Annotated in this window: 23 protein-coding genes and 1 pseudogene; 10 read left to right on the top strand and 14 right to left on the bottom strand. The window is 51.6% G+C overall.

Translation table 11 applies throughout. The features are described from left to right. The first annotated feature begins 224 nt into the window (after positions 1-224). Positions 225-2,345 carry a TonB-dependent receptor PqqU gene (pqqU, locus tag ACLJRH_RS03865; protein WP_023136786.1) on the top strand — a complete coding sequence of 707 codons (2,121 nt, stop codon included), beginning with the start codon at positions 225-227 and terminating at the stop codon, positions 2,343-2,345. A 55-nt stretch (positions 2,346-2,400) separates the two neighbouring features. On the opposite strand, the gene mcbR is transcribed toward pqqU, so the two are convergent. Both mcbR and ACLJRH_RS03855 read right to left on the bottom strand, forming a co-directional pair. Then, positions 2,401-3,066 (bottom strand): colanic acid/biofilm transcriptional regulator McbR, encoded by a 666-nt coding sequence (gene mcbR / locus ACLJRH_RS03860; RefSeq protein WP_001119592.1) that lies wholly within the window; start codon positions 3,064-3,066, stop codon positions 2,401-2,403. A gap of 333 nt (positions 3,067-3,399) precedes the next feature. After that, positions 3,400-4,437 (bottom strand): NADP-dependent oxidoreductase, encoded by a 1,038-nt coding sequence (locus ACLJRH_RS03855; protein WP_001517827.1) that lies wholly within the window; start codon positions 4,435-4,437, stop codon positions 3,400-3,402. 211 nt (positions 4,438-4,648) lie between these two features. Between ACLJRH_RS03855 and mddA the strand changes: the two genes are divergently transcribed. Together mddA and ACLJRH_RS03845 are read left to right on the top strand one after the other, a co-directional pair. Beyond that, positions 4,649-5,164: an L-methionine sulfoximine/L-methionine sulfone acetyltransferase gene (gene mddA / locus ACLJRH_RS03850; RefSeq protein ID WP_000155373.1), complete on the top strand. Its 516-nt coding sequence runs from the start codon at positions 4,649-4,651 to the stop codon at positions 5,162-5,164. Then, positions 5,164-5,613 (top strand): DMT family transporter, encoded by a 450-nt coding sequence (locus ACLJRH_RS03845; protein WP_001656066.1) that lies wholly within the window; start codon positions 5,164-5,166, stop codon positions 5,611-5,613. The genes mddA and ACLJRH_RS03845 overlap by 1 nt, the downstream gene beginning before the upstream one ends. Positions 5,614-5,617: 4 nt before the next feature. Here the strand turns inward: ACLJRH_RS03845 and ACLJRH_RS03840 are convergent, their stop codons facing one another. Further along, positions 5,618-5,851 (bottom strand): YdcY family protein, encoded by a 234-nt coding sequence (locus ACLJRH_RS03840; protein WP_000018720.1) that lies wholly within the window; start codon positions 5,849-5,851, stop codon positions 5,618-5,620. A 223-nt stretch (positions 5,852-6,074) separates the two neighbouring features. Here ACLJRH_RS03840 and srfA point away from each other — a divergent pair, with 223 nt between their 5' ends. From srfA to srfC, 3 genes are read left to right on the top strand one after another with little or no spacing between them, the layout of a single operon-like run. Then, positions 6,075-7,394 (top strand): virulence-associated effector SrfA, encoded by a 1,320-nt coding sequence (gene srfA / locus ACLJRH_RS03835; protein WP_023223288.1) that lies wholly within the window; start codon positions 6,075-6,077, stop codon positions 7,392-7,394. 4 nt (positions 7,395-7,398) lie between these two features. Beyond that, positions 7,399-10,380, top strand: coding sequence for a virulence factor SrfB (locus ACLJRH_RS03830; RefSeq protein ID WP_023223287.1), 2,982 nt, complete (start codon positions 7,399-7,401; stop codon positions 10,378-10,380). After that, positions 10,377-12,521, top strand: coding sequence for a virulence-associated effector SrfC (gene srfC, locus ACLJRH_RS03825; RefSeq protein WP_023136785.1), 2,145 nt, complete (start codon positions 10,377-10,379; stop codon positions 12,519-12,521). The genes ACLJRH_RS03830 and srfC overlap by 4 nt, the downstream gene beginning before the upstream one ends. Positions 12,522-12,565: 44 nt before the next feature. Here the strand turns inward: srfC and ACLJRH_RS03820 are convergent, their stop codons facing one another. Continuing rightward, complete coding sequence (locus ACLJRH_RS03820) at positions 12,566-12,739, bottom strand: GhoT/OrtT family toxin (protein ID WP_000171943.1); 174 nt, start codon at positions 12,737-12,739, stop codon at positions 12,566-12,568. Between the two features lie 198 nt (positions 12,740-12,937). Between ACLJRH_RS03820 and yncL the strand changes: the two genes are divergently transcribed. After that, on the top strand, positions 12,938-13,033 hold the full coding sequence (gene yncL, locus ACLJRH_RS03815) for a stress response membrane protein YncL (protein WP_001103198.1): 96 nt from the start codon (positions 12,938-12,940) through the stop codon (positions 13,031-13,033). A gap of 104 nt (positions 13,034-13,137) precedes the next feature. On the opposite strand, the gene patD is transcribed toward yncL, so the two are convergent. From patD to ACLJRH_RS03790, 5 genes and pseudogenes are all read right to left on the bottom strand, one after another. Beyond that, positions 13,138-14,583, bottom strand: a complete 1,446-nt coding sequence (patD, locus tag ACLJRH_RS03810; RefSeq protein WP_000158091.1) for an aminobutyraldehyde dehydrogenase — start codon at positions 14,581-14,583, stop codon at positions 13,138-13,140. 114 nt (positions 14,584-14,697) lie between these two features. Further along, a complete protein-coding gene (gene ycdR, locus ACLJRH_RS03805; protein WP_000760688.1) occupies positions 14,698-16,122 on the bottom strand; it encodes a GntR family transcriptional regulator YdcR in 1,425 nt (474 codons plus the stop codon). A 135-nt stretch (positions 16,123-16,257) separates the two neighbouring features. After that, positions 16,258-17,028, bottom strand: a complete 771-nt coding sequence (locus ACLJRH_RS03800; protein ID WP_000237722.1) for a M15 family metallopeptidase — start codon at positions 17,026-17,028, stop codon at positions 16,258-16,260. Positions 17,029-17,287: 259 nt separating this feature from the next. Continuing rightward, positions 17,288-17,519: pseudogene (locus ACLJRH_RS03795) on the bottom strand (hypothetical protein). Between the two features lie 32 nt (positions 17,520-17,551). After that, the gene (locus ACLJRH_RS03790; RefSeq protein WP_000747901.1) at positions 17,552-17,950 is read right to left on the bottom strand and encodes a hypothetical protein; all 399 of its coding nucleotides are present in this window, start codon (positions 17,948-17,950) and stop codon (positions 17,552-17,554) included. A gap of 514 nt (positions 17,951-18,464) precedes the next feature. Between ACLJRH_RS03790 and sifB the strand changes: the two genes are divergently transcribed. Together sifB and ACLJRH_RS03780 are read left to right on the top strand one after the other, a co-directional pair. Then, positions 18,465-19,415 (top strand): SPI-2 type III secretion system effector SifB, encoded by a 951-nt coding sequence (gene sifB, locus ACLJRH_RS03785; protein ID WP_001122934.1) that lies wholly within the window; start codon positions 18,465-18,467, stop codon positions 19,413-19,415. Positions 19,416-19,688: 273 nt separating this feature from the next. Continuing rightward, positions 19,689-19,919 (top strand): YncJ family protein, encoded by a 231-nt coding sequence (locus tag ACLJRH_RS03780; RefSeq protein WP_001537894.1) that lies wholly within the window; start codon positions 19,689-19,691, stop codon positions 19,917-19,919. On the opposite strand, the gene ACLJRH_RS03775 is transcribed toward ACLJRH_RS03780, so the two are convergent. Together ACLJRH_RS03775 and ACLJRH_RS03770 are read right to left on the bottom strand one after the other, a co-directional pair. Beyond that, a complete protein-coding gene (locus ACLJRH_RS03775) occupies positions 19,920-21,884 on the bottom strand; it encodes a peptidase U32 family protein (protein WP_023136782.1) in 1,965 nt (654 codons plus the stop codon). 78 nt (positions 21,885-21,962) lie between these two features. After that, positions 21,963-22,499, bottom strand: coding sequence for a helix-turn-helix domain-containing protein (locus ACLJRH_RS03770; protein ID WP_000369550.1), 537 nt, complete (start codon positions 22,497-22,499; stop codon positions 21,963-21,965). A gap of 91 nt (positions 22,500-22,590) precedes the next feature. Here ACLJRH_RS03770 and ACLJRH_RS03765 point away from each other — a divergent pair, with 91 nt between their 5' ends. Further along, positions 22,591-23,769 (top strand): benzoate/H(+) symporter BenE family transporter, encoded by a 1,179-nt coding sequence (locus ACLJRH_RS03765; RefSeq protein WP_001238500.1) that lies wholly within the window; start codon positions 22,591-22,593, stop codon positions 23,767-23,769. Between the two features lie 53 nt (positions 23,770-23,822). Here ACLJRH_RS03765 and ACLJRH_RS03760 read toward each other — a convergent pair whose 3' ends face one another. The 3 genes from ACLJRH_RS03760 to tehA all read right to left on the bottom strand — a co-directional run bounded on the left by ACLJRH_RS03760 (position 23,823) and on the right by tehA (position 26,243). Continuing rightward, on the bottom strand, positions 23,823-24,491 hold the full coding sequence (locus tag ACLJRH_RS03760; RefSeq protein WP_001259021.1) for a DUF3313 domain-containing protein: 669 nt from the start codon (positions 24,489-24,491) through the stop codon (positions 23,823-23,825). Between the two features lie 155 nt (positions 24,492-24,646). Next, positions 24,647-25,243 carry a tellurite resistance methyltransferase TehB gene (gene tehB, locus ACLJRH_RS03755; RefSeq protein ID WP_000218275.1) on the bottom strand — a complete coding sequence of 199 codons (597 nt, stop codon included), beginning with the start codon at positions 25,241-25,243 and terminating at the stop codon, positions 24,647-24,649. Next, complete coding sequence (gene tehA / locus ACLJRH_RS03750) at positions 25,230-26,243, bottom strand: dicarboxylate transporter/tellurite-resistance protein TehA (RefSeq protein WP_001243996.1); 1,014 nt, start codon at positions 26,241-26,243, stop codon at positions 25,230-25,232. Before tehA ends, tehB begins: the two co-directional genes overlap by 14 nt. Positions 26,244-26,253 lie beyond the last annotated feature (10 nt).

Below are 26,253 nucleotides of genomic sequence, written 5' to 3'. Positions count from 1 at the left end.
ACTACTTCGCTGCGCGGGATCTTCGTTCCGCACTTATTATAAGTTGAGAATAATAATCATTATTTATCAGAAAGTGGAGCTTTTCCTCGCCTGCGAATGTCATGGCTCTTAAATACCGCACATTTTCTTAACTTAATGTGCGATTAAAATTTCAAAACTTTACATATTGACTACCCTTAATGTCACGTTTTCCGTTGATACGCTTACATTTATCCGGCATTTTCATGAAAATTATTTCCGTTAGACAGCGACTTTATCCCGCCCTCTTATTGCCTCTGACCTTCTCCCCGGTCCTTCAGGCCGCCAGCGCGCCCAATGAACAAACCATGATAGTCACCGCAACGCCGCAAACCGTATCCGAACTGGATACACCTGCCGCCGTTAGCGTCATTGAGGGAGAAGACATGCGTCTGGCGACGCCGCGCGTCAATTTATCTGAGTCTTTAACCAGCGTCCCGGGATTGCAGGTGCAGAACCGGCAGAACTACGCGCAGGATCTGCAAATCTCTATCCGCGGATTTGGCTCGCGTTCCGCCTTTGGCGTGCGCGGCATTCGTCTGTATGTTGATGGCATTCCCGCCACCATGCCGGATGGGCAAGGCCAGATTTCGAATATTGATATTAACAGCATACAAGACGTTGAAGTGTTACGCGGCCCTTTCTCAGCGCTATACGGCAATGCTTCCGGCGGCGTGATAAATGTCACCACCGAAACCGGCAGACAGCCGCCTACCCTTGAGGCCAGCAGCTACTACGGCAGTTATGGAAGCTGGCGCTATGGGCTAAAAGCCACGGGCGCGATGGGTGACGGCACACAGCCAGGCGACGTGGATTACACGGTATCGACTACCCGTTTCACCACCCACGGCTACCGCGATCACAGCGGCGCGCGAAAAAATCTGGCTAATGCCAAACTGGGCGTGCGCCTTGACGAGGCCAGTAAACTCTCGCTGATTTTTAATAGTGTGGACATTAAGGCGGACGATCCCGGCGGACTTACCGAATCTGAATGGAAAGCCGATCCGCAACAGGCGCCGCGCGCTGAACAGTACAATACGCGTAAAACCATCAAACAAACTCAGGCAGGATTGCGTTATGAACGTCAGCTCAGCGCGCAGGATGATATCAGCGTGATGGCCTACGCCGGAGAGCGGGAAACCACGCAATACCAGTCTATTCCCCTGGTGGCACAGCTAAAACCAGCCCAGGCTGGCGGCGTAATTACACTGCAACGCCACTATCAGGGCATTGATTCCCGCTGGACTCACCGGGGAGAATTAGGTGTGCCGGTCACCTTCACTGGCGGATTAAATTATGAAAACATGAGCGAAAACCGCAAGGGTTACAATAACTTCCGCCTCAACAACGGCACCCCTGAGTTTGGGCATAAAGGCGATTTACGCCGGGATGAGCGTAACCTGATGTGGAATGTCGATCCTTATCTGCAAACCCAGTGGCAGCTTACGCAAAAACTCTCGCTGGATGCTGGCGTGCGCTACAGTTCCGTGTGGTTCGATTCTAACGATCACTATATCGCGCCCGGCAATGGCGATGACAGCGGCGACGCCAGCTATCACCACTGGCTACCCGCCGGATCGCTAAAATATGCGTTAACTGACGCCTGGAATCTCTATCTTGCTGCCGGTCGCGGATTTGAAACTCCCACAATCAATGAGCTTTCTTATCGCGCTGACGGCCAAAGTGGGTTCAACTTTGACCTCAAACCGTCGACCAATGATACGGTGGAAGTCGGCAGTAAAACGCGGATTGGCAATGGCTTGTTGACCGCCGCGTTATTTCAAACCGATACCGATGATGAAATTGTCGTCGCCAGCAGTATGGGAGGACGCACTACCTACAAAAACGCTGGCAAAACACGCCGCCAGGGCGCAGAACTCTCGTTGGACCAGCGCTTCGCCGGCGACTGGCGGGTGAAAGCATCATGGACCTGGCTGGATGCGACCTATCGCAGTAACGTTTGTCAGGGGCAAAACTGTGATGGAAACCGGATGCCCGGCATCGCACGTAATATGGGATTCGCCTCATTAGGTTTTATCCCGGATGAGGGGTGGTACGCCGGAACAGACGTTCGCTATATGGGCGATATCATGGCCAATGATGAAAATACCGCCAAAGCGCCTTCGTATACCGTTGTTGGACTAAATACAGGGTATAAATTTAATTACAGTCAGCTTACCGTCGATATTTTTGGGCGGGTAGATAATCTATTTGATAAAGAATATATCGGTTCAGTGATCGTTAATGAATCTAATGGCCGATATTATGAGCCAGCGCCAGGGCGTAACTATGGCGTGGGGATTAATCTGGCATGGCAATTTGAATAAATATCCGGCAAATATCCGGCAATAGCGGGGAATCCCCGCTATTGATAAGTCATAGTTACATGAAGTACTGATTTTTAATCGTCGCTACGTTTTGTTGCAAAACGTTCTGTAGGCAATGGCGACTGGCTTCTTTATCACCAGTCACTAACGCATTAAGCAATTTTCTGTACAGATTAACGCCGTTTTGATAATCATCAAGTTTAAAATTATCATATAAAAAATGCAGGCTTGGCCCCAGGCGTACCCATAATTGCTCGATCATGGCATACAGCGTTGGCATATCCGCGTAGTGGTAGATCTCAAAGCGGAATGCGCGGTTGGCCAAAAGAATTTTCTCCATAACGCCACTTTCCAGCGCCTGTTGAAATTCATCTAATAGCGCATTCAGCGTCTGCTCGCGATCCGGAGTAATCTTACCCGCAGCGGCGACCACCGCCATCTCCTCCAGGGCAGTACGAATCGTATTAATTTCCAGCAAACTTTCCAGCGAGATCTCCGGCACCATAAACGCCTGTGCTGGCGCCACCGCCAAAGCACTGGAAGAGACCAGCCTTAACAGAGCCTCACGCACCGGCGTAATACTGACGCCTAACTCTTGAGCGATATTTTTAGTGATAAGCCTTGCGCCTGGTTTTAATGCGCCAATAGACAATTGATGCTTTAACCGATTTTCAACCTGTGTGGTCAGGCTTATATGTTGTGTTTTTTCCGTACCCGGCATTTTCCTTCCTTCACCTCTTGGCAGAACAACATCGCAATCGAGTCCCGAAGAAGTTTCGGAACTTAATTGTAAAAAAGATAATCCAGGCCTGAACGGCCAAATAAATAAAAGTGATAATTTACTTGCGTGATATTCTCATCTTTTACAACAATACAGGTTTCTTTATGGCAACCGTTTTATCTCCGTCATTCCTTCATGTATCGAGATTTTTGACCGGTTCAGGCCGCTGAGGGAGATAAGCTGCCCCACCGCGATCTGAATGATGAATATAAGTAAAGCCGGAATTTTAAAATTTGCACATTTTTATGGCGACATAATGCCGCCATTTTTTCTTTACGCATCGTCCGCTAAACGTATCACGACTTTGCCAAAGTTCTTCCCCGCCAGCAGCCCCATAAACGCTTCTGGCGCATTTTCCAGCCCATCAGTAATCTGCTCCCGGTAATGTATTTTCCCTTCTTTGATCCAACGCCCCATTTCTTGCTGAAACTCATGTATCCGGTGACCATAGTCCTGGTTGATGATAAAACCTTGCAGGCGAATACGCTTTTTAAGTAATGTTGCCATCAGCAGAGGCAGTCTGTCTGGACCGTCCGGCAACGCTGTCGCATTGTAGCCGCTGACCAGACCGCAGAGCGGAATCCGCGCCGACGTATTCAGTAGCGGTAAGACGGCGTCAAAGACTTTACCACCGACATTCTCATAATAGATATCGATACCCTGCGGGCAGGCCTGCGCAAGCTGTTGTGGGAAATTATCAGCGTGATGATCAAGGCACAGATCAAATCCCAAAACGTCTGTCGCATGACGGCATTTTTCCGCGCCGCCAGCAATACCCACGACCCGGCAGCCCTTCAGCTTGCCAATTTGCCCAACCGTTGCGCCTACGGGGCCGGTGGCGGCGGCGACAACCAGCGTTTCGCCCTCTTTCGGCTGGCCGATATCCAGTAACCCCATATAGGCGGTAAACCCCGGCATTCCTAAAATCCCCAGCGACCAGGAAGGATGTTGCGGATTATCACCCAGCTTTACCAACCCTTCGCCATCTGAAATGTCATAATCCTGCCAACCATTGTAACTCAACACCCATTCGTCTGGTCGGTAATCAGGATGGTTTGACGCGACAACGCGACTAACCGTACCGCCAACCATAACGCAGCCAGGTTCAACAGGCGGCGCATAAGAGGGTTCATCGCTCATGCGGCCACGCATATAAGGGTCGAGTGATAAAAAAACGGTACGCAATAGCACCTGCCCTTCACCGGGCGTCGCGACGTCATCTTCTTCGAGGCGGAAGTTATCCATCTGCGGCGCGCCGTGGGGACGCGAGGCCAAAACCCAACGACGATTTCGGTTGGTCTGTTGCTTCATTCTATTCTCCTCATGCCTGGCATAATCCATCAATAATAGTCGAACATTAGCTTTCTGAGGGAGTTAAACACTCTCAGATATCAGGCTGTGCGCTTTTATGAACGACTTTCTTCCCCTCCTCGCTAAACATGAATTCTTGCGCTAATTCGTTGATTTATGCCGCCTTCAATAGTATTTCTAACACTATCGTAAACATTCCCTGGGGTTCCCTATGACGATTCGCTTTGCCGATAAAGCAGACTGCGCCGCGATTACCGAAATCTATAACCATGCGGTATTACATACTGCGGCCATCTGGAACGATCGGACGGTCGATACGGATAACCGCCTTGCCTGGTATGAGGCCCGTCAATTGCTGGGCTATCCGGTGCTGGTAAGCGAAGAAAATGGCGTAGTGACTGGCTATGCATCATTTGGCGACTGGCGCAGTTTTGACGGTTTTCGCTATACCGTCGAGCACTCGGTTTATGTTCATCCGGCGCACCAGGGGAAAGGACTGGGGCGAAAACTGCTCAGCAGACTGATCGACGAAGCCCGACGCTGCGGCAAGCATGTGATGGTGGCCGGTATTGAGTCACAGAATGCCGCCTCAATACGCCTGCATCATTCGCTGGGATTTACCGTCACCGCGCAAATGCCGCAGGTCGGCGTAAAATTTGGCCGTTGGTTAGATCTTACGTTTATGCAGCTCCAGCTTGATGAACACGCCGCGCCGGACGCCTGCTGATGAACCAGTCGCTGACGCTTATCTTTTTGATCGCCGCCGGCGTCGGGCTGGTGGTACAAAACAGTATTATGGTGCGTATTACGCAGACATCATCGACGATTCTGATCGCTTTGCTGTTGAACTCGCTGGTAGGGATCGTTTTATTTGTGACGATATTGTGGTTTAAGCAAGGCGCTGCGGGTTTCGGCGAGCTGGTCGCCAGCGTTCGCTGGTGGGCATTGATCCCCGGTCTGCTGGGGTCATTTTTTGTATTTGCCAGCATTAGCGGGTATCAGAACGTTGGCGCCGCGACGACTATCGCGGTACTGGTCGCCAGCCAGTTAATCGGCGGACTGGCGCTGGATATCGCGCGTAGCCACGGCGTCACGTTACGCGCAATGGTCGGGCCGGCGTTTGGCGCGCTGTTGCTGGTCATTGGCGCATGGCTGATTGCGAAGCGCCAGTTTTAATGGGTTACAGGATCGTGCCGCCTTTGGTGAGCTGCTCGCGGCGCGCGTCCCGATCTTCTTGATATTGCCTGCCGTGATGCGCGATAGCCGTGCGTAAACGCTGCTGCTGCACATAACGATCTTCGCGACGTAATTCAGCGTCATCGCTCAAGGCAATCAGCAATTCATTCATATGGGCAATTACGCTCTCCGCAATGGCGGCATCCACGCGGGCGCTCACTTCCTCCAGGTGCGACATAAGCTCTCCTACTCTTTATTCTGTAACAGCATGATTCGCCTATTATACGCGTTATTGTCGCCCGATGCGGTAATTCGCCGCCGCCCTCCTGATTTAACTTACGTCAAGTGAAAACACGGGGCTTAATAGACCGAGAATTCGCGCCTTTTTGCCTTTCTTCCGCCGTTTGCTTGCGTATAGACCCCGTAAAGTAGACGCGTGAAGAAGTCTAAGGGATAACAACGTGGCAAAATCTCTCTTGCGCAGCGGCAATCTGGATGATTATCAGGCCGTGGGCGGCGGCGGTCAGGCCGTATTTGAATCAGCATTGCAAATTCGCGAAACGCTTCGTCTGCGTAAACAGCAGGCGATGGTTGACTGTCTGGCGATTCCGCAACTTAACGATAATGGCGATCGGGTTGACTGGTATTCGCCGATTGAAGGTCAGGCGATAGCGTGGAAAGCGGCTGACGAAGAGACACGTTCTCGGGCTTTACGTTATTTAGCCAGCACTTTTGAAAGCGCGGCTGCACTCAGTCGCAAAAGTCTGCAATCCGGTAAAACAGCGCTTCAGCTATTTGGATCGCTACTTGAGAAAGCGACGCAATTTCCCGGCGAAAATCATGTTTTCCTGGTTAACGGCAAACCGGTTATCACCTTCTGGGGATTCGTTAATCTCAACGAAAATACACGCGATGATGTGCTGGACTGCCTGCGGATAACCGAGGCAATCCCCGACATCCCTCTGGTCGAGCCGGAGCCCGAAGAAAAGCCGCTGGTAGAGGCGGCGTTTAGTCAGGCGGATGAACCCTTGTTAACGTCTGTCATTGAGCCGCCGAAAATGCCGGAGGAACCTGTTGCGCCGCCCGTTATCGTTAGCGAGCCGAAGCCGGCCACACCCATCCCGGTTGCTGAGGCGAAAAGAGCTCGCCGTCTACCGCTGTGGAGCTTACCTGTCGCTGCCGTGGTTATCGCCGCCGTCGCCACGCCTTTTTTCTGGCCATCTTCATCCGTTGACGGGGCCTCTCCTGTTCGCGCCGCGCCTGTCGCTACCGCGAAAACTGACGTTACCCCATTGCCTGAACTCACCGCGCATTTGCCGCTGCATCGCGCTGAGGTGACGCCCGCCCCCAAAGTGGCGCCGCTGCCGGAAGCGCCTGTTATTATTGCCGCTATCCCCAAGGACGCGCTGGTGATGGACAGTACGCAGATGAAGCTTGGAACCACGCGCTTTTTAAACGGTAGCTGGCGGGTCAGCGTGGATGTCAAAGATCCGATTACCGGCAAGCCGCCCTCTCTGCGTTATCAGATCCAAAATAACAAAGGTATCGCGCGCGTAGTACATGGCGATAACGTGGTTTGTCGGGCGGAAATTTTCTCTGGTCTGCATCAAACGGGCGAGCTGATGATTAAAAGTCGCGGCAATGCGCGCTGCACCGACGGTTCACGTTATCCGATGCCGGAAATTACCTGTAAAGCAGGCGTCAATGACGTCGCAACCTGTACCGCCCGTTATGGCGACCACGCGGCAATTCCGTTGACGTTTAAAAAGATAGGTGCCTGATTTTATGTTGGTCAATCTGTGTGATTACAAACAGAGCGTCACGCTCATTGCAAACAGCGGCGTCCAGTTTCTTGATTTTGGCTTAACGCCGCAAGAGTCGGCCCACTACGGACGTTTTGTGCGCAAAACGGCAAACGGTCCGCTACTGCGCCTCGATTTTGATCTGACCAGCGGGCGCTACACGTTGCCAGGACGTGCTGGCGGCCAACCCGAAGTCGTGAAACCGGAAAGCACTCAGACGCTGCACTATTCTCTGGATGTACTCGACGGAATCTGGCTCCCCCTGCCGTTCCTGCGTTTTAATCCGCCGCGTACCTTTATTGACGGGCCGGATAACTGGGCGCGCATTCAGGTACGTAAACTCAGCGAGCCAGATAGCGTCGGAAACACACACCGCATCACCCTCGCCTTCGACAGTCAGCTGGCAAAAAATATGCCTGCGGCGTTGGCGCCTTGCGAAAACGATCTGCTCAATGGCACACGTTTTGCGCTCGCCTGGCGCGATGAAGAAGTTGCCGATTTTCTTGACCAGACATGGATTGACGGCTGGCTGCGCGAGTCGTTTCTTCAGTATGCCTCACAGGTGGAAAACCGTTCGGAACAGGCCATACAACAAGCGCTGCGTAGCTTTGAGTATCAGGCGCACTGGTTGAATTTACTGACGCTGTTAGGCGAACAGCTTACGGTGCCGGAAGTAAAGTTTGTGACACATACGTTAAGCACGCCCGCAATCCCGGTCGATCTGATTCTGGATGTCGGCAATACGCATACCTGCGGCGTCTTGATCGAGGATCATGGCGATGCGAATGACGGGTTACGCCAGACGGCAGAGCTTCAGGTGCGTTCTTTAAGCGAGCCGCAGTATCTGAACGATCCTTTATTTACCAGCCGGGTAGAATTCTCAGAAGCGCGCTTTGGCAAGCAACACTTTTCTGTCGAAAGCGGACGAGACGACGCCTTTGTCTGGCCTTCCATTGTGCGTGTGGGCGACGAGGCTCGCGCCCTTGCTATGCAGCGTGTGGGCACCGAAGGCAGCAGCGGTATCTCCAGCCCGCGCCGCTACCTGTGGGATGAAACCCCCGCCTTGCAGGACTGGCGTTTTAGCCAGATCCACGGTAAAACGCAGCGCGAACCGCTTGCCACCGCGTTTCCGCTGATGAATCTGATGAACGACGACGGACAGCCGTTATTCCGCCTGCCGCATGAAGAAAGGCTACCGGTTTTTTCGCCGCAATACAGCCGTAGCACCTTGATGACGCATATGTTGTGCGAAATTCTGGCTCAGGCGCTGGGGCAAATTAACAGCGTCGCCACCCGGCTGCGACTCGGCTTTCCCGCCTCGCCGCGCCAGCTACGCACCCTGATTTTAACGCTGCCTTCCGCTATGCCGAAACAGGAGCGAGAAATTTTCCGCCAGCGAATGTTTGAAGCGCTGGCGCTGGTCTGGAAAGCCATGGGCTGGCATCCGCAGGATGAGGATTTCACCACGCCTAAGCAGCGTGAAAAAAGCGTGGTGCCGGTACCAGAAATACAGATGGAATGGGACGAAGCAAGTTGCGGCCAACTGGTATGGCTTTATAACGAAGCCATTTCGCATTACGCCGGGCGTACCGAATCCTTTTTTAATGCACTCGCCAGACCGGATCGCCAGCCTGAACCCGGCGTCGTCCCCGGGCGCGCATTGCGCGTGGCATCGATTGATATCGGCGGCGGCACGACGGATATGGCGATCGTTCACTATCAGTTAGATGACGGCGTAGGGGCCAATGTAAAAATTACGCCTCATCTCCTGTTTCGCGAAGGTTTTAAAGTCGCCGGGGACGATCTGCTATTGGATATTATCCAACGCTGCGTACTCCCTTCCCTGCAAACGGCGTTGCAACGAGCAGGCGTTACGGATGCCGCCGCCCTGCTGGCGACCTTATTTGGCGATTCGGGACGAATTGATACTCAGGCCATTTTGCGCCAGCAAACGGCGCTGCAATTATTTATGCCGCTGGGCCACGCGGTACTTTCCGCCTGGGAGCAAAGCGACATTAACGATCCGTTTGCCGGTTTACATGCGACATTTGGCGATCTGCTAATCCGCCGCCCAACGAGCAACGTGATGAACTATATCCAGCAGGCGATCGATCATGCCTTACCGTCTGGTTCGCCGACATTTGATATATTCAATGTGCCGTTGCAAATTCAGTTTAGCCAGCTTCAGGAGGCTCTGCTGGCCGGCCAGTTTACGCTGACAACGCCGCTTCATGCGGTCTGCGAAGCGATCTCCCACTATCACTGCGATATCTTGCTGGTGACGGGGAGACCGACCTGTTTACCCGGCGTACAGGCGCTCATCCGGCACTTACAACCGGTGCCGGTTAATCGCATTGTGTGGATGGATAAGTATCAGGTACATGAATGGTATCCCTTCAGTCAGCAAGGGCGTATCGGCAATCCAAAATCCACTGCTGCGGTGGGCGCGATGTTATGCAGCCTGGCGCTGGACTTACGTCTGCCGCGATTCAATTTTAAAGCGGCTGATATCGGCGCGTATTCGACTGTGCGTTATCTCGGCGTACTGGATAATACCGTTAATACGCTTCGCGATGAAAACATCTGGTATCACGAGATCGATTTGGATAAACCCGGCGCAACGCTGGACGCTCGCCTGCATTTTCCGCTACGCGGCAACGTGACGTTGGGCTTTCGTCAACTGGCGAACAGTCGCTGGCCGGCAACCCCACTCTATTGCCTGAGCATTAATTCCGCTGAACTGGCGAAAACCATCGCAGGCGACGGCGTACTGAATGTGCGACTGAAATTACGCGGCAGTAGCAAAGATAGCGCCCCGGAATCGTTCATATTAAGTGATGCCTGGCTCCAGGACGGGACGCCGGTCGCCGCCGATGCGCTGACATTAAAATTGAATACGCTGGCTGACCGTCGCCACAGCGGCAGCCACTACTGGATAGATAGCGGGAGTGTATACCTGAAATGACAAAACCGTTAAACGCCACCCAGGCTGTTATCGAGTGGGTTAACAACACGCGCCGTTACGCAACGCGGCTGGATGACGAAGCCGACGCTCTGCTGGCGCAACTTACGCTTGCCGCGGCGGATGAGTCAGCGCTTAACGCCGCCTGCGCATCACATGGCTGCGTCGGTCTGTACGGGTATGCGCAATCCGCAAAAGCGCATCTGCTAACGACGCTATGCGGTAACGAGAATGGCAAGCTGGAAATTATCACGCCGGACCGTGACTATGATTATTTCAGCCACATCAATCCGGGTCATGCGCCAGCGAATATGGCTATTCGCTTTACGCGCGACATTTTTTCAAACGAGAGCGGCTGGCCGTTGCGCCTGCGCTTGATCAGTGAAGCCGAACTGGTGCAGATCTTTATTGCCTGGACCAGCTCGTCCCCCGTTTGTCGCCAGGTCGAAAAATCCATTATCACATCACGCCTGGAGAAATGGCAATCGCTTCGCCAACCGCAGCCCGTCCCCGGCGTTACCGCTGAAGAGGTAGCGACCATCGCGAGTTTCTGGCGCTCTTGTCTTCCGTCCGCCAGACAACATATTGATGATGCGACATGGCAACACTTTGCCTCGCTCTTGCCTGCGCTGGATCTCACGACACGGGCGCACGCCTGGGCATTACTGTGGGGAGAGCAACCGGAGATCACCCAGCAATGGCTGGCGCTGGCGCATATGTTGCAACAAACCAGCCATGCCGGGGAACTGGCGGCGCCGCTCAGCCTGCTGGTCGATCATTTTGGCTTACCGGCGGAAAACTTCCTGACGCAAATGGCGCTAACCGCCAGCGATACGCAAAGCGATGTGGTGGTGCATCCGGTTAAGGAAGGCCGACTGCTCAATGCGGTCAGCCTTTCGCTTGATTCTCTGGCGCTGCTTACCCGCGAACTGGTGCTAACCGTTGAAAACAGCGTACTGGATAATGTTGATTTACTGGATATTCCGGTCGCGCCAGACAGTCATCCTCATCCGTTATGGCGGGCGAAATTAGGCTGGATGCTGGCCCATTACCGTCAACAGGTACAGCCCGATGTTCTGGTAATTTGCAATGCTCTGGCATCTCGCTCGCAAACATCCGCCGCCGCCCGTCACTTACTGGAGTGGGTTAACGCCACGCAGCCGCAGCATGAATCAGCGTTACCCGGCGTCGTCTGGGCTATTACTCCACAGGATGCCCGTTTTGCCACCCAGCAAAATCTGGATGAAGCCGTCCAGCAGTTGATGGGTAAACCTGGAGTGCATTGGGGAACGTTGCAGGCGCTGGATAAACACAGTATGCAGCGTTTGGTGGAGTGGTTATCGCAGGCGACATCGGCACCACAGCGACAGGCGCGCTTACAGGCGTTACGCGAACAACTGCGAGGCCGCGTGCGCGATCTGTTACCGATGTTTGATGACGCGCAGCTACCGGTTGAAACCGTGATCCGGCGTCTTCAGGCCCAGGCCGCCAGACATGGCGACCTGCTGGCCGGGCTGTTACCGCCGGTACAGAACTTCGAAGCGTTGCTGCGCACCCGACAGTCGCGAGAAGAACAGGTCAGCGGTTTATTTAATGACGCGATCGATCTCTTTGCCGACGAACCAACGCGCGCTTCAGCGTCAGAAGGTCATGAAACAGGCTACCAGGCGCACAAAATGTGGATCAATCATCTGCGCCAGTGGGCCCACTGCCGGGATAATGCGCAGCGTCTGGGGCTGGAACCGCAGATGCTCAACGCCGTGGCGGAGATTTTAATTACCGCCAGCTATCGCCTCGGTTTACCTCAGCAGTTACAGAAAACCATGCAGCGTGAAGAGGTGAGCGGTGCGCAACTCCATGCCATCATTGGTAACTTCATCGCCTGGCTCGGCTACGCAAATATCGAGGAGGCCCAACGCCCGGCCAGCCGCGTTCAGAAAGGCGCAGCCATTTTCGCCGCAACGCCGCGTTCGACAATGTTGCGTCTAACAAAGCTTGACGAACAGCCCGTTCACGCCGCCAGCCGCTATGTCTATGACTGGCTTGTTGCGCTGTATACCCTGGCCAATGAGAACGCAGGATATCGGCATCCGCAGGACGTTACCGACGTAGACAGAGAGCAATTAATTGCCCTGATAGCCTGACCTGGCGGAAAAACCATGCCCGGTAACCTGTATCGGGCTTGAGGTCAGAAAAGCGAAAACAGCAATGCGACGGGGAAACTTATCGGCCATGTCGCGCCAACCAAAAAGGCGCTCAGGAAACGAATTCGTTTTTTGTCATGAGTCAAAAACCAGGTGATCAGGGATGATATCACCGCCATGACGGCGTAAAAAATTAATATCTTTTGAAAGAGGGTCATATCAGGCATCCGCGCCAACCAGAGGAAAAAACGCGCGCAATATGCTCTTTTTATTCGACACACATCAAGGTTTATCAGCCTTAACAGCAAAACGTTCTCAATGCACGGCTCCGCTCACAGAATATCCTGTTTACGTATTATTGCGGATCTCGCCAACCCGTACTATACCCATAGGGGTTATGATGAAAGGTGGCGAAAATGAATGTTTCCAGTAAAACCGTCGTGCTGATTAATGTCTTTGCTGCTGCAGGACTTTTGGGTCTGATCTCGTTGAGATTCGGCTGGTTTGCTTGAGGTGTTCAACCTTTGAGTACTTGCTGCGCATGTTGGCGGGGAGGTCCCCCTTTCCGCCAACACCCGCCTATTTTTTCATGATTTTTCTGAACAGTAAATGATCCTTAATGCTTAACCATGATGTGGCGGACAAGAGTGTAGTCTTCCAGACCATACAATGACATATCTTTGCCGTATCCCGACTGTTTTTGCCCTCCATGCGGCATCTCGCTAACCAACATGAAATGGGTATTAATCCAGGTACAGCCATACTGCAATCTGGCGCTAAGCCGGTGCGCCCGCCCGACGTCCTGAGTCCAGACGGAGGATGCCAGACCATAGCGAGAATCGTTGGCCCACCTCAGAACCTGATCTTCATCATCAAAGACGGTTATACTGACCACCGGGCCGAAGACCTCGCGTTGCACGATGGCATCTTCCTGTTTTGCGTCTGCCAGCAACGTCGGAGCGAAATAGTAACCTTTACCTTCCGTTTGACTTCCGCCAGTAATCACACGGATATGGCTGAGGGCCTTCGCCTCCTCTACAGCCGCTGTGACGCGCTTCAGGTGCGCCAGCGAACTTAACGGCCCCAGCTCTGTCGACTCATCCTCCGGCGCGCCTATTTTCAGGCTGCTCACCGCGTTCCCTAGCTTTTCGACCAGCGCATCATAGATACCGCGCTGCGCGTATATACGGCACGCCGCAGTACAATCCTGTCCGGCATTATAGAAACCAAAAGTCCGGACGCCCTGCGCCACCGCATCCAGATCGGCGTCATCAAAAACAATTACCGGGGCTTTACCACCGAGTTCCATATGCGTACGTTTTATCGCTGGCGCAGTATGGCGCAGAATATGCTCCCCGGTCGCGATAGAACCGGTTAAAGAGACCATGCGTACTTTTTCATGGCCGGTCAATACATCGCCAACAGTTTGCCCTCGTCCGAACAGGACATTGAGCACCCCCGGCGGAAAGATATCCTTCGCCAGCGCGGCAAGTTTAAGCGCCGTCAGCGGCGTGATTTCAGAAGGCTTAATCACCACGCAGTTACCTGCCGCCAGCGCTGGCGCCAGCTTCCAGGCCGCCATCATGAGCGGATAATTCCACGGCGCGATAGAGGCAACCACGCCAATCGGATCCCGGCGGATCATCGACGTATGTCCTTCCAGATATTCGCCCGCCGCCAGCCCACTCAAACAACGGGCCGCGCCGGCAAAAAAGCGAAAGACATCCACGATTGCCGGAATTTCATCATTAATTACGCAGTGCAAAGGCTTACCGCAGTTTTGCGATTCAAGCCGGGCGAACTCAAGGGCGTTTTGCTCGATGCTGTCCGCCAGTTTTAACAGACATTCCGCCCGTGCTTTGGGTGTGGTCTGCCCCCATTCGGCAAACGCGCTATCGGCGGCCAGCACTGCGGCGTCAACCTGCGCGGGCGACGCTTCCGCAATCTCAAGTATGACCTCGCCTGTCGCCGGGTTATAAACAGACTGCCTTTCTCCCTCGCCGTCCACCAGCACGCCATTAATCAGTAATTGATATTGCATAGCATTTTCCCATATCGTCATTAATCGATTTCCGGCGAACGGGCCGCCGCTTTCCTAAAAATAGACGGCGCGCCAGATGCTCACCCGGCACACTCGGGAAATTTAGTCAGGTTGTGAGCTGACACGCATTCCACCTCACACAAGGCTTTTAGCGCTCAGCATCTCGCGAATCAGGCTGCCAAGCTGTTTTACGGCCTGTTCTTCCCGTTCTCCCCAATGCCATGCGGTGTTAAAACGAAAGAAACGCGTCCAGGCGCCGGACGTTGAAAACATTTTCCCCGGCGCGATACTGATAAGGTGTTCAAGCGCTTTGGCGCTAAGTTCACCGGCATCAAGCTGCTCAGGTAGCTCCAGCCAAAGAAAATAACCGCTATCGTTATGGTGAATTTTTACTTCCGCCGGGAGATGGCGCAAAAGGGTTTGCCAGGCTTGCTGTTTACGTTCGGCAAGCTGCCTTCGCAATCGACGCAGATGCGCGTCATATCGACGTGTCGAGAGATAATCCACTAACGCCAATTGCATGGGGGAACTGGTGGATAATGTGCTCATTAACTGCAAACGCTGAATTTGTCTGGCATGGCTTCCTCCCGCAACCCAGCCAATGCGAAAACCGGGAACCAGACATTTGGAAAAAGACGAACAATGCAACACGGTATCGTCGCGATCCCATGCTTTGGCGGGCAGAGGTTTCTCGCGGCCAAAGTAGAGTTCGCTATAAACATCGTCTTCAATTAGCATCACGTTATGGTGCGTGAGTAACGCAACCAGCCGCGCTTTTTTCTCAGCACTCAGCGTGAACCCTAACGGATTCTGGCTGTTGGTCATTAACCAGCACGCTTTCACCGGATATTCCTGTAACGCCTGTTCCAGCGCCATAAGATCGATACCTTCTTTAACATCGGTGGGTATCGACAACGCTTTCAGGCGCAATCGCTCCAGGGCCTGTAGCGCACCGTAGAAACAGGGGTTCTCCACCACCACCCAGTCTCCCGGCGCCGTCACTGCTTGTAAACTAAGATTCAACGCTTCCAGCGCGCCAGCGGTAATGACGATCTCGTCAGGAGAAACGGTAATCCCCTGCTGCGCGTAACGGCGTGCTATTGCATAGCGCAATTCTGCATTACCTGGCGGCAAATTTTCGATGACGCTCATTGCCGTCGCGGTTTTACTGACCTGCGCCAGAGATCGGTTCAATTGCGGCAAGGGAAACAGACGCGGATCGGGAAACGCTGAAGCAAAAGGCACCACTGAGGTATCACGGCTGGCCTGCAGCATCTCAAAAATATAGGTATTGATATCTACGGCTTCATCCCGAATAACGTGCGCTGCCGTCGCGACTGACCGACAAACCGGATGCGGCGCGACATAATAACCGGATTGCGGACGGGCGATAATCCGTCCCTGACTTTCCAGCAACTGGTACGCATGACCGACAGTCATAAAACTCATGCCGCTACTGGCGACCTGCTCCCTCAGCGAGGGTAATCGATCGCCGGGCTGCCAAACGCCAGAGGCGATTTGTTCTCTAATTTGCTCCGCCAGACGTTGATATTTTTTCATTATTCGTTCTCATTGAGCGCTGCTTGCAGGTGGCAACCGCAGTGTATATCAGTTGTTAAAATTAACAACGATTTGCTAACTGTTATGGTGCTTTCCAACAGGCGTAATGATTAGATTTCGCAACAAAACGCCGTTTCAGGGTCTCTGCTTAACGGGAAAGTCAAACCAGGTGTTCGGGTATGGTTCATGAGTAAGGGAGAAGTGCCACCATTCAGTATCCAGTGGCGTAAAGCCCGCATCACGCATCAATGTTTGTAATAACAACCTATTTGCGCGTTGCTGAGCGGTAAGCATGGCATTATCGGGATGGGATAACGGACTAAAACAGTCAAAGCCGGTACCAAAATCCAAACTATTATCTGGCGAGCGTTGCGCCGCGGACGCAGTACAATTCACCAGTGGTCGTCCGGGATGGTATATCGGTATTTTACTGTCGAGTGGAACAATTGTTAGATCAAGCGTACTTCCCCGACTGTGGCCGGATCTGGCGGCAAGATAACCTTCCTCAAACAGACGCTTTTTCTCTACTTGCGGATAAAATTCGTTTTTCATTTGGTTTTGAGAAGGATCTTTGGCCCACGCGATAAAGTCATTCACTGCGCTTTGCGGACGGTAGCAATCATATATTTTTAAGGTAAGTCCGAAGGGGCGTAAACGATCGGCGACCTGCTTCACTGCGTTCGCGGCTGGTCGTGTTAACAGGCAAACAGGCGCGTTATAGCCTTTAATGGGGCGACCAACAAAGTTATGGGAAGTGAAGTATCGCATGTCTACCTGTACGTCGGGGGCGACCGTAGTAATATCGACAAAGTCTTTTGGCTGGTGGAGATCAATATGGTTTTCAGCTGACATTGCCTGAACGGACAACAGGCTGAACAGGAGGAAAGAAGATACGCATTTTACCATATGTTACACCTCGCGAGAGTCACAGGGGTGATTATGTATTTGAGCAGGTAAAGATTAGCGGACAGCGCTTAAACAGATGGTTAAAATAAACATCATTCCCCCCTGTAATCTGTGCCTTATCACAAACGGAGAGGTTATATTTTGCTTATATGACCATTACGCCGCCTGTTCTATACCCAAAATAATTCGAGTTGCTTAAAGGCGGCAAGGGAATGAGTCCCAGGAGCACAGATAACGATGTGTTTTCACAAAGGCGAGTCTACCTGACCAGAAAGGTTATTTGATAATCAGTAGTACAGTTGTTGTCGCCTTCCATAACTAAATAACATTGTTTCGCCAAAGATAAGACCACTATATAGTCAGGAAGGCAATTAGTGAGGAACGCGTCGATTGTCGGCGATAATGCATCTGAAATTACGATTCACCGCAGTTGTTCAAACACATAGAATCCCCCTCGAACCGAGATAATTCGGTCTGCTGCTCATAGCCATTATTCAGTAAGAACGCAGGTTGCAGCGGCGGATCAGGGGCGTGAAGAAAAATCCTGAGCCCCAAACTTTTTGGACAAGCGCTGAACCTGCCGTATACTTTTACTTAACGTACACTCCGCCATAAAAATAAACCCTGCGATGATACCGTAATGCCATAGGCATAACTTAAGGATATGCCATAAATCAAGCGAAGCATGATTTAACTTCTCAGTGATTGCGATAGTCTGTACAAATATTATGGGATGAAATAATAAGACGCCTAACAAAAATATCCCTGCTACGATCATGGCGAGTAACTGAAAAAAAGCCCATCCGATAACGAAACGGTAAAGTAACAGCAATAATAGCCGTCCACATTTTCTTAGCCATTCTGACTGCAAAATGCCCCAGGATGCTGTCTTTTCGTGAATTTCACCATCTGATTTCTTCATTTTGAGCCTCCTCGCAGGTTTTTATAATTTTATCGCCCAACTGGAAATAAATCCGTCAGCTAATCGTTACAACAAATATAATTAAGACAGAAACTAAAGAGTAAGGCATTTATATCATAAGTGCTATCAGTATTGGCCTTCTGCCCTACCGCTAAATATCTCATTGTTGTTAGCCTAATAATACTTTCAGTTTAACTTCTTATAAGAAAATTTCTACACGGTTGAGCAACAATTTACTTTATCTAAAAATAATATAGTGTGTAATTAATCATTACTTATGGTACATGATGATGTGAAAATTAAGAAAACCGTTTTAGTTTCATTCGTTTTACCTGACATACTTCATGTCCAGGAGGCGTGGGCATGACTAAAACTACGGGTCAATTTGAACGTTCAGGACAAAGCAAAAATCAGGTGTTTCACCGATAGGCAAACCGATGGGCAACATGGGATAATATTTTGAATACCACCTATTCCAGTAATGAAGTATTTATAATCACTTGTGGTCTAAATTATGCCAATTACTATCGGGAGAGGGTTTTTAAAGAGTGAGATGTTTTCTCAAAGTGCCATCTCTCAACGTTCCTTCTTTACGTTACTATGGGAAAAGATTAAAGATTTTTTCTGTAGCACGCGAAGATCCGCTGCCGATCAATATATAAAGGAATTATGTGATGTTGCCTCTCCGCCTGACGCACAACGTTTATTTGATTTATTTTGCAAGTTATATGAATTATCATCACCGTCATGCAAAGAAAAATTCCATTTTCAGCACTATAAAGATGGTGAGTATCAATATACAAATCTCTGCATTAAAGATGGCGAAGATATTCCGTTATGCATTGTGATACGTCAGGATCACTACTATTATGATATAATGAATAGAACAGTACTCTGTGTTGATACTCAGTCTGCCCACCTGAAAAGATATTCTGATATTAATATAAAAACTAGCACTTATGTTTGTGAAGAGCTATGTTGCTTGTTCCCTGAGCGGTTACTACTCTCGCTATCCGGTGGTATAACATTTTCCGTTGACCTAAAAAATATAAAAGAGACGCTTATCGCCATGGCAGAAAAGGGTAATTTATGTGACTGGAAGGAACAGGAAAGAAAAGCCGCCATTTCCTCCAGGATTAGTCTGGGCATCACCCAGGCAGATCTACCACCTATTGACGACGCTATCAAAAACAAAATAGCCGCAAAGGTTATTGAGGATACTAACTTAAAGAATGCAACATTTGAACCAAATTATGCACAAAGCTCAGTTACTCAAATTGTTTATTCATGTTTGTTTAAGAATGAGATACTAATGAATATGCTGGAAGAAAGTTCCTCTCATGGCCTGCTATGTTTAAACGATCTTGCTGAATATGTAGCGCTACAAGTTCATAACAGCCTTTTTTCTGAAGATTTATCTTCACTCGTTGAAACAACAAAAAATGAGGCTCATCACCAGCGTTGACCACACCATAAATAGTATGGTTTACAATCCCCTGGCAATACCAAAACCATCTAATACAATAACTTTAAATATATACTTCCATGGAATAATGGATTTACTATGGAGCGAATTGGCTCATTATTTTTATAATTGAGATACTGAGTATTAAGTATATTTTCTCATACAACTTATCGCACTTATTGACAAACTGTTTTCGCTAATTTGAAGTGTTGAATAATAACTCAAAGAAATTATTGGCATCATAGCCTCACGACGTAACTGGAAGGTGGTATGATGTTTACAAAAACGTTATCAGTAGTTTTACTGACCTGTGCGCTGTTTTCAGGCCAGTTACTGGCGAAACAGCAAGACCACGCATTCGTATGGTTTGCGACGGGAGGGCACCAGCTTAGACACGAAGCCGACAGCGATGAATTACGGGCGGCAGCGGAAGAATCAGCGGAAGGCTTGCGCGAGCACCACAACTGGCAGAAATCGCGCAAACCAGAGAGCTATTTTCGTTAATTAAACGCCCCTGCGCTTCGGCAGCGTTTTCATCAGCGCTTCAGGGCTCACTGAAGCGACAACGCTGCCGGGCTGGGGCATTTTTAAGATATGGTTTTTAATTTTGCCAATGACATGCATTTCGCAAGGGCGGCAGTCGAATTTTAGCGTCAGTACCTCATCGCCATGCACCAACTGCATCGGCGTGGCTTTCCAGCTCTTAATATTTCCTTTCGCCTGCTTAGGACAAAGGTTGAACGCAAAACGCAGGCAGTGTTTGGTGATCATGACCGGTACCTCGCCCTTCTCCTGATGCGCCTCATAGGCCGCATCAATCAATTGTACGCCGTAACGGTGATAAAATTCCCGCGCTTTGTGGTTGTAGACATTAGCGAGAAAGCTGAGATGCGTTTGCGGATAGACGGGCGCAGGCTGCGCCACGGGTTTCCGACGACCTCGTTGATAGTGGGCCAGCCGCGCCGCGTCAAGCATATCAATCGCCTCCCGACGGAACTGATTGAGCAGGCTATTTGGCACGAACAACGCCGCCGGTAATGTCACCTGCATATCACGCGCGTAGTAAGGCGTCTGTCCCAGCTTCGCCAGTCCGGCTGTTAGGTTATTCAACGCTTTTTCAGAGTTATTGGCTTCCTCAAATACCCCGTCAAGCGTATGCGTGATGCAGACACCGTCTTCACTGGTCAGCGTCAGAATAAGCTGTTCCTGCCAGCCGCCCAGCATGATATCAACCGCCACACGGCGCTCACTGGAGGTTTTTGTCAGCGCTTGCTGCCAGTTATGATCCAGATTACGATTCAACGGATGATGCGGACGGACTTTATGCAGGTCGGCAGGCATATCATTTGGCCAAACGCGGTAGCGGTTATGACCGGTTTTCTCCACCGTATTGGCGCGAAAACCCACCACTTCACGCTTAATCAACACGTTCAGACCATCGCCATTCGCCAACGGCTCCGTAGCTTCTACATCGAGATAATCCTTCGCCACATTCAGCACCTCGCCTACCGGCAAGCCAATAAATTTTGGTGAATCAAATGCGCCAATATCGCCTTTCCGCGCGTTAACAAAATAGTCGGTGCTGCCGCGGTGGAAGGTTTTCTCCGTGGAGGGAACAAAAAAGTGCTCGGTCCGACCAACCGACGCACGCGCCAGATCGCCACGTTGCTCGATAATCGCGTCCAGCATCTGACGATAATGCGCGGTGATGTTTTTGACATAGCTCATGTCTTTGTAGCGCCCTTCAATCTTGAAGGAACGTACGCCTGCATCGATCAACGCGCCGAGGTTAGCCGTTTGGTCGTTATCTTTCATCGATAGCAAATGTTTTTCGTAAGAGACCACCCGCCCCTGATCGTCTTTTAACGTATACGGTAAACGACAGGCTTGCGAACAGTCGCCCCGATTGGCGCTGCGCCCGGTTTGCGCATGAGAGATATAACACTGCCCAGAATAAGCGACACACAGCGCGCCATGAATGAAGAACTCAATCGTGGCGTCAGTAGCCTGATGAATAGCCGCTATCTGACTCAAATTAAGCTCGCGCGCCAGTACAATCTGTGAAAAACCGACATCGGCAAGAAACTTCGCTTTTTCCACACTACGAATATCACACTGTGTACTGGCGTGAAGCTCAATCGGCGGGATATCCAGCTCCAGAATGCCCATATCCTGCACAATCAGCGCATCCACCCCGGTGTTGTACAAATCGGTGATTAACCGCTGCGCGGGCTCCAGCTCATCATCATGCAGGATAGTATTCAGCGTGACAAAAATCCGGGCGCCGTAACGGTGAGCAAACGGGACCAGATCGGCGATATCGCGCAGACTGTTACTGGCGTTATGACGCGCGCCAAAACCGGGTCCACCGATGTAGACGGCATCTGCGCCATGCAAAATCGCTTCGCGAGCAATTGCGGCGTCACGGGCCGGACTTAACAATTCGAGATAGTGAGTTTGCTGGCGCATACAGTCTTTCTTATCCAATAGCAGCGAAATGGCGGCTATTGTAGTCAGAAGCGCAAACTAACGAAATAGTTTTCCCGCTTAATCACGCGGGTAATGGATCAGCGAGTGAAAATGAACCGTCTGGTCACTACTGTTGCGATAGGTATGCGCCATATCACCGGCAAAACGCAAACCTTTACCGGCGTCTATGGTTTGCCATACCCCACCAGTACACATGTCCAGCCGCCCCTGAATCACCACCACATGTTCGATAACGCCGGTTTTATGCGGCGTTGATTCGCTGACCGCGCCTGGCGCCAGCAATAGGGAAAAATAGTCAAAACAGAGTTCAGGGTCCCACGGAAACAGCGGTGTGATTACCATCGCTTGCTGCTGGGGATCGAAGGTCGGAGGAAATTCGGCCTGCGGAGGCGAAATAAACATTGAGAATGGAACGTTCAGGCCCGTCGCAATTTTCCACAGCGTTGCGACTGTCGGGCTGGATTCATTACGCTCTATCTGCCCCAACATGGCTTTTGAGACGCCGGAGATCTCCGCCAGACGCGATAAACTCCAGCCTCGCTGATGGCGTAGCGTTCTTAACGTGGTCGCCAGATAGTGTGTCAGGTTATCCATTTTTCCCCCCTGTAAGGCCATAGCGTATCACTTGTACGCTATAACGCACAATGCTACATTGACTGACCGTTATAACGCACAAGAGGCGATCATGCGTCTGTTATCACTGCCGTTACCTACTGTATTATCTGGTCTGGTCGCCGTTCTGGTCGGCTATGCAAGTTCCGCCGCCATTATCTGGCAGGCGGCGCTCGCCGCTGGCGCAACACCCGCAGAGATCGCCGGCTGGATGACCGCCCTCGGTATAGCCATGGGCATAAGCACACTAACGTTAACCTTGTGGTATCGTGCGCCGGTTTTAACCGCCTGGTCAACGCCTGGCGCCGCTCTGTTGGTAACAGGGCTTCAGGGATTATCGTTGCCAGACGCGGTGGGCATATTCATTGTCGCCAATGCCCTGATTGTGCTGTGCGGCGTCACGGGATTGTTTGCGCGTTTGATGCGGATAATCCCCCATTCTCTTGCCGCCGCAATGCTGGCGGGAATACTGCTACGCTTCGGCCTGCAGGCGTTCGGGACGCTCAACGGAGAGTTTGTCATGTGCGGCGGTATGCTATTGGCGTGGCTACTCTTTAAAGTATTCGCGCCCCGCTATGCCGTTATTGCTGCCATGGTGATGGGAATAACGGTGGCGCTCATCCAGGGTAAGGTGGCGATGAGCGGTATTCATTTCGCGCCGGTGTGGCCCACCTTCGTTCCCCCCCACTTTTCATTCGCGCAAAGCCTGAGCGTCGCGGTACCGCTCTTTCTGGTGACGATGGCATCGCAAAACGCCCCCGGCGTCGCCACAATGAAGGCGTCTGGCTATCAGCTTCCTGTCTCTCCGTTAATGATTTTTACCGGATTGCTGGCGCTGCTGCTTTCGCCATTTGGCGTTTATTCTATCTGCATTGCCGCCATTACAGCCGCCATTTGTCAAAGCCCGGACGCGCACCCCGATCCAACGCGTCGCTGGTTAGCGGCCGCCGCCGCAGGCGTTTTTTATTTACTTGCCGGGTGGTTTGGCGGTTCGATAACCGCGCTGATGGTCGCCCTGCCGGTTAGCTGGGTGCAAATGCTGGCTGGTCTGGCACTGTTAAGTACGATTAGCGGTAGCCTGTATCAGGCGCTTACTCACGAAAATGAGCGTGACGCGGCAGTTATCGCATTTCTCGTCACCGCCAGCGGGCTAACGCTGATGGGCATCGGATCGGCATTCTGGGGGTTGATCGCTGGCGGGATAGGCTACGCTGTATTAACGAGAACGCGCCGCCCATCGTTGTCTGGCTGATGGCGACCGCTAATCTGCCGGGGTTTGCGCCATCTTGCGATGGCGCCGCAGAACTATTTTTTGTTAACGTCAAACATAGAGGTATCCGTCGCCATATCATCCACGACCTGTTTCAACGTCTCAAACGCCATTGGCGTACTGGAATTACTCAGGTCTTGACCTTCACCCTGGCGCACTACCTTGACGACCGGCTTGTTGGTCGCGGCATCTATCAGCTCACCCTCAAAATAAAGGTGGGTATCCATGGTTCGGTGGCCCGTCGCCATTTGCGTGCCTGCCACAATCAGCGCTACAGGGATTACCTCATAGAATTGTAGCCCTTCTTTGCTGGTATCCACGCCCGTAATCGCCCCGCGGAAAATCAAACTGCGCGGCCCTGGCGTCGTGACCAGCGGTTTGCGCTGTTCAATTGCTGATTTTACTTTACTGTTCGTATAAGCCAGCAGTTTATCAAGAACTTGCTGCCCGACCTGGGTCGTTGGCTTGGGGACGGGATAGTACGTTATCGGATTGTAAACAATATTGTCATAGTTAGAGTCATTGAAATGTGGATCTACCCAGCGCAACACCGGTTTTCCCGTGGCGGAGGTAGTTTCCTGCAGGTCCGAATAATTTTTTAAGAATCCAGAATACTTATCCGGCTGTGTGACTTTGGACGCACAGCCGGATAACGCCAGCAAGCCAGTAAGCACTGCAACTTTAAATAAAGTATGAGTACGCATGAAACGATCCCTTTAGTCTTCGCAATGATGCAAAGGAAATAATAGCAAAACGAAATCATTCTGGATGCACTAAAAATGGTAACGACAGCACAATTTGAACGCGGCGCCCGACAAAAAAATGCCGAACGCAGCGAGACTTACAGAACTTGCATCGGTCAGGCCGGTTTTCTCGCCAGCATCGTAGCAAAGCGCAGTTTGATACGGTTGCCGTTTTCGTCCGTGCGGTGAAGCTCGCCGACATCTTCGTTGTATTTCAGCATGTCCCATCCTTCGTAATAGCGGCGTAATTCGCCTTCTTTAAAAGCGAACGGGAATCCCACCGTACAGGGAAAGTCCGGCGTATCCATTGCCGCAACAATCAAATTATACCCGCCGGGTTTTGTGCAGCGTTGCATATTGGCAATTAAACCGGGAATGGTTTGCGCCTCAAGAAACATCATAACCACCGTCGAGAGAATAAAATCGTACTCGCCGTCAAAGGTCAATGTATTCAGATCGACAATGTCGGTTTGCAGATTATCCAGCCCTTCTGCCGCTTTAATACGCTCAAGGTTAGCCATACTGGCCGGATTTTTATCCCATGCGGTAACGTCATAACCGTTCGCGGCCAGATACAGACTATTGCGGCCATTGCCGCATCCCAAATCCAGCGTTCGGCCCGGCGCGACAACCTTTGCCGCCGCCAGCACATCCGAATGCGTGCGGGTTAATCCATATTTCTCAGTAAAGTAATTTTCGTCACGAACGGTCATTTTTTTCCTCCGTTTTCAACAGTGCAGCGCGCTCAGTGCGAATAAGCAACGTCCCCTGCACCAGCAATAGAAATGTACGAACCAGCAATAAGGCGATAATAGCGTTAGTGAAAATAAACAGCGGGACGGCCAGAATATGGAAAAGCCCTGATTCACTACCGTGACCAAGATGTAACCCCGTGGTCGCCAGCGCGGAAACGCCGAACGAAAAACTCCAGAAAGAAGCATTAAACGGTTGTGATAAATACCAGGGCATTAATCGCAGCATAAATAAAAGCTGTAACAGACCGTAGCCGAATAGCATTTTCGCCAGCGTGTCGCCCTCCCCGCCATTGACGCTCAGCCAGGCGCTACAGGCGACCAGCGCGGGCGCCAGTTGGATACCCAACGACGTACGCAGCACCGCCGGTAATTCGCCGCAGCTACGCAGTCGCTGCAAAATAACCGGTTCCAGACTTAACCACGAAAAAACGCCTGCGCCTAAAAACACCAGTCCGGCATCATTGTAGCCGAGCGCTCCACAGGCCATGGCGCTGATAAAATTATTCGCTACCGTGGGCAGATAAAGCCCCGGGGTTGTCGCTTCTTCCGGATGCGCTCCGCGCCAAAGTCCCGCCGTCTGCCATGCGGCATACGCCAGTTGTATGACGACCCCCACGCTGAATAGCGCAACGGCCAACGGGCGATACCAGGGAACGAAGCCGATCGCGACCAGCATCGTGGTGGCGGGAAACAGGCTGACAAAACTGCTCATTACCGGATGTCGCACTTCAGCCATCACGCTATGGGGAAAGCGCACAAGACGGCTAAGGAACGCCAGGGTCAAGAGTGCCCAAATAATCATCGCCAGGATCACCATGATGTCGCCGGGCCAGTGGCTTATTGCCCATATCTGGCTGGCATAACGCCAGGCGAATCCCATACCGATAGTGCCAAGGACGATGCCAAAATAGCCCGCAGGCAGATTGAGCACGCGATCGCTCTGCTTGTGATTACGCATTTTGTTTAAT

Origin of the sequence: Salmonella sp. SAL04162, assembly GCF_046551535.1 — a bacterium.
Classification (GTDB): Bacteria; Pseudomonadota; Gammaproteobacteria; order Enterobacterales; family Enterobacteriaceae; genus Salmonella; species Salmonella enterica.
The sequence above is the reverse complement of the archived record's forward strand: the minus strand, read 5'-3'. Positions and strand labels throughout refer to the sequence as shown.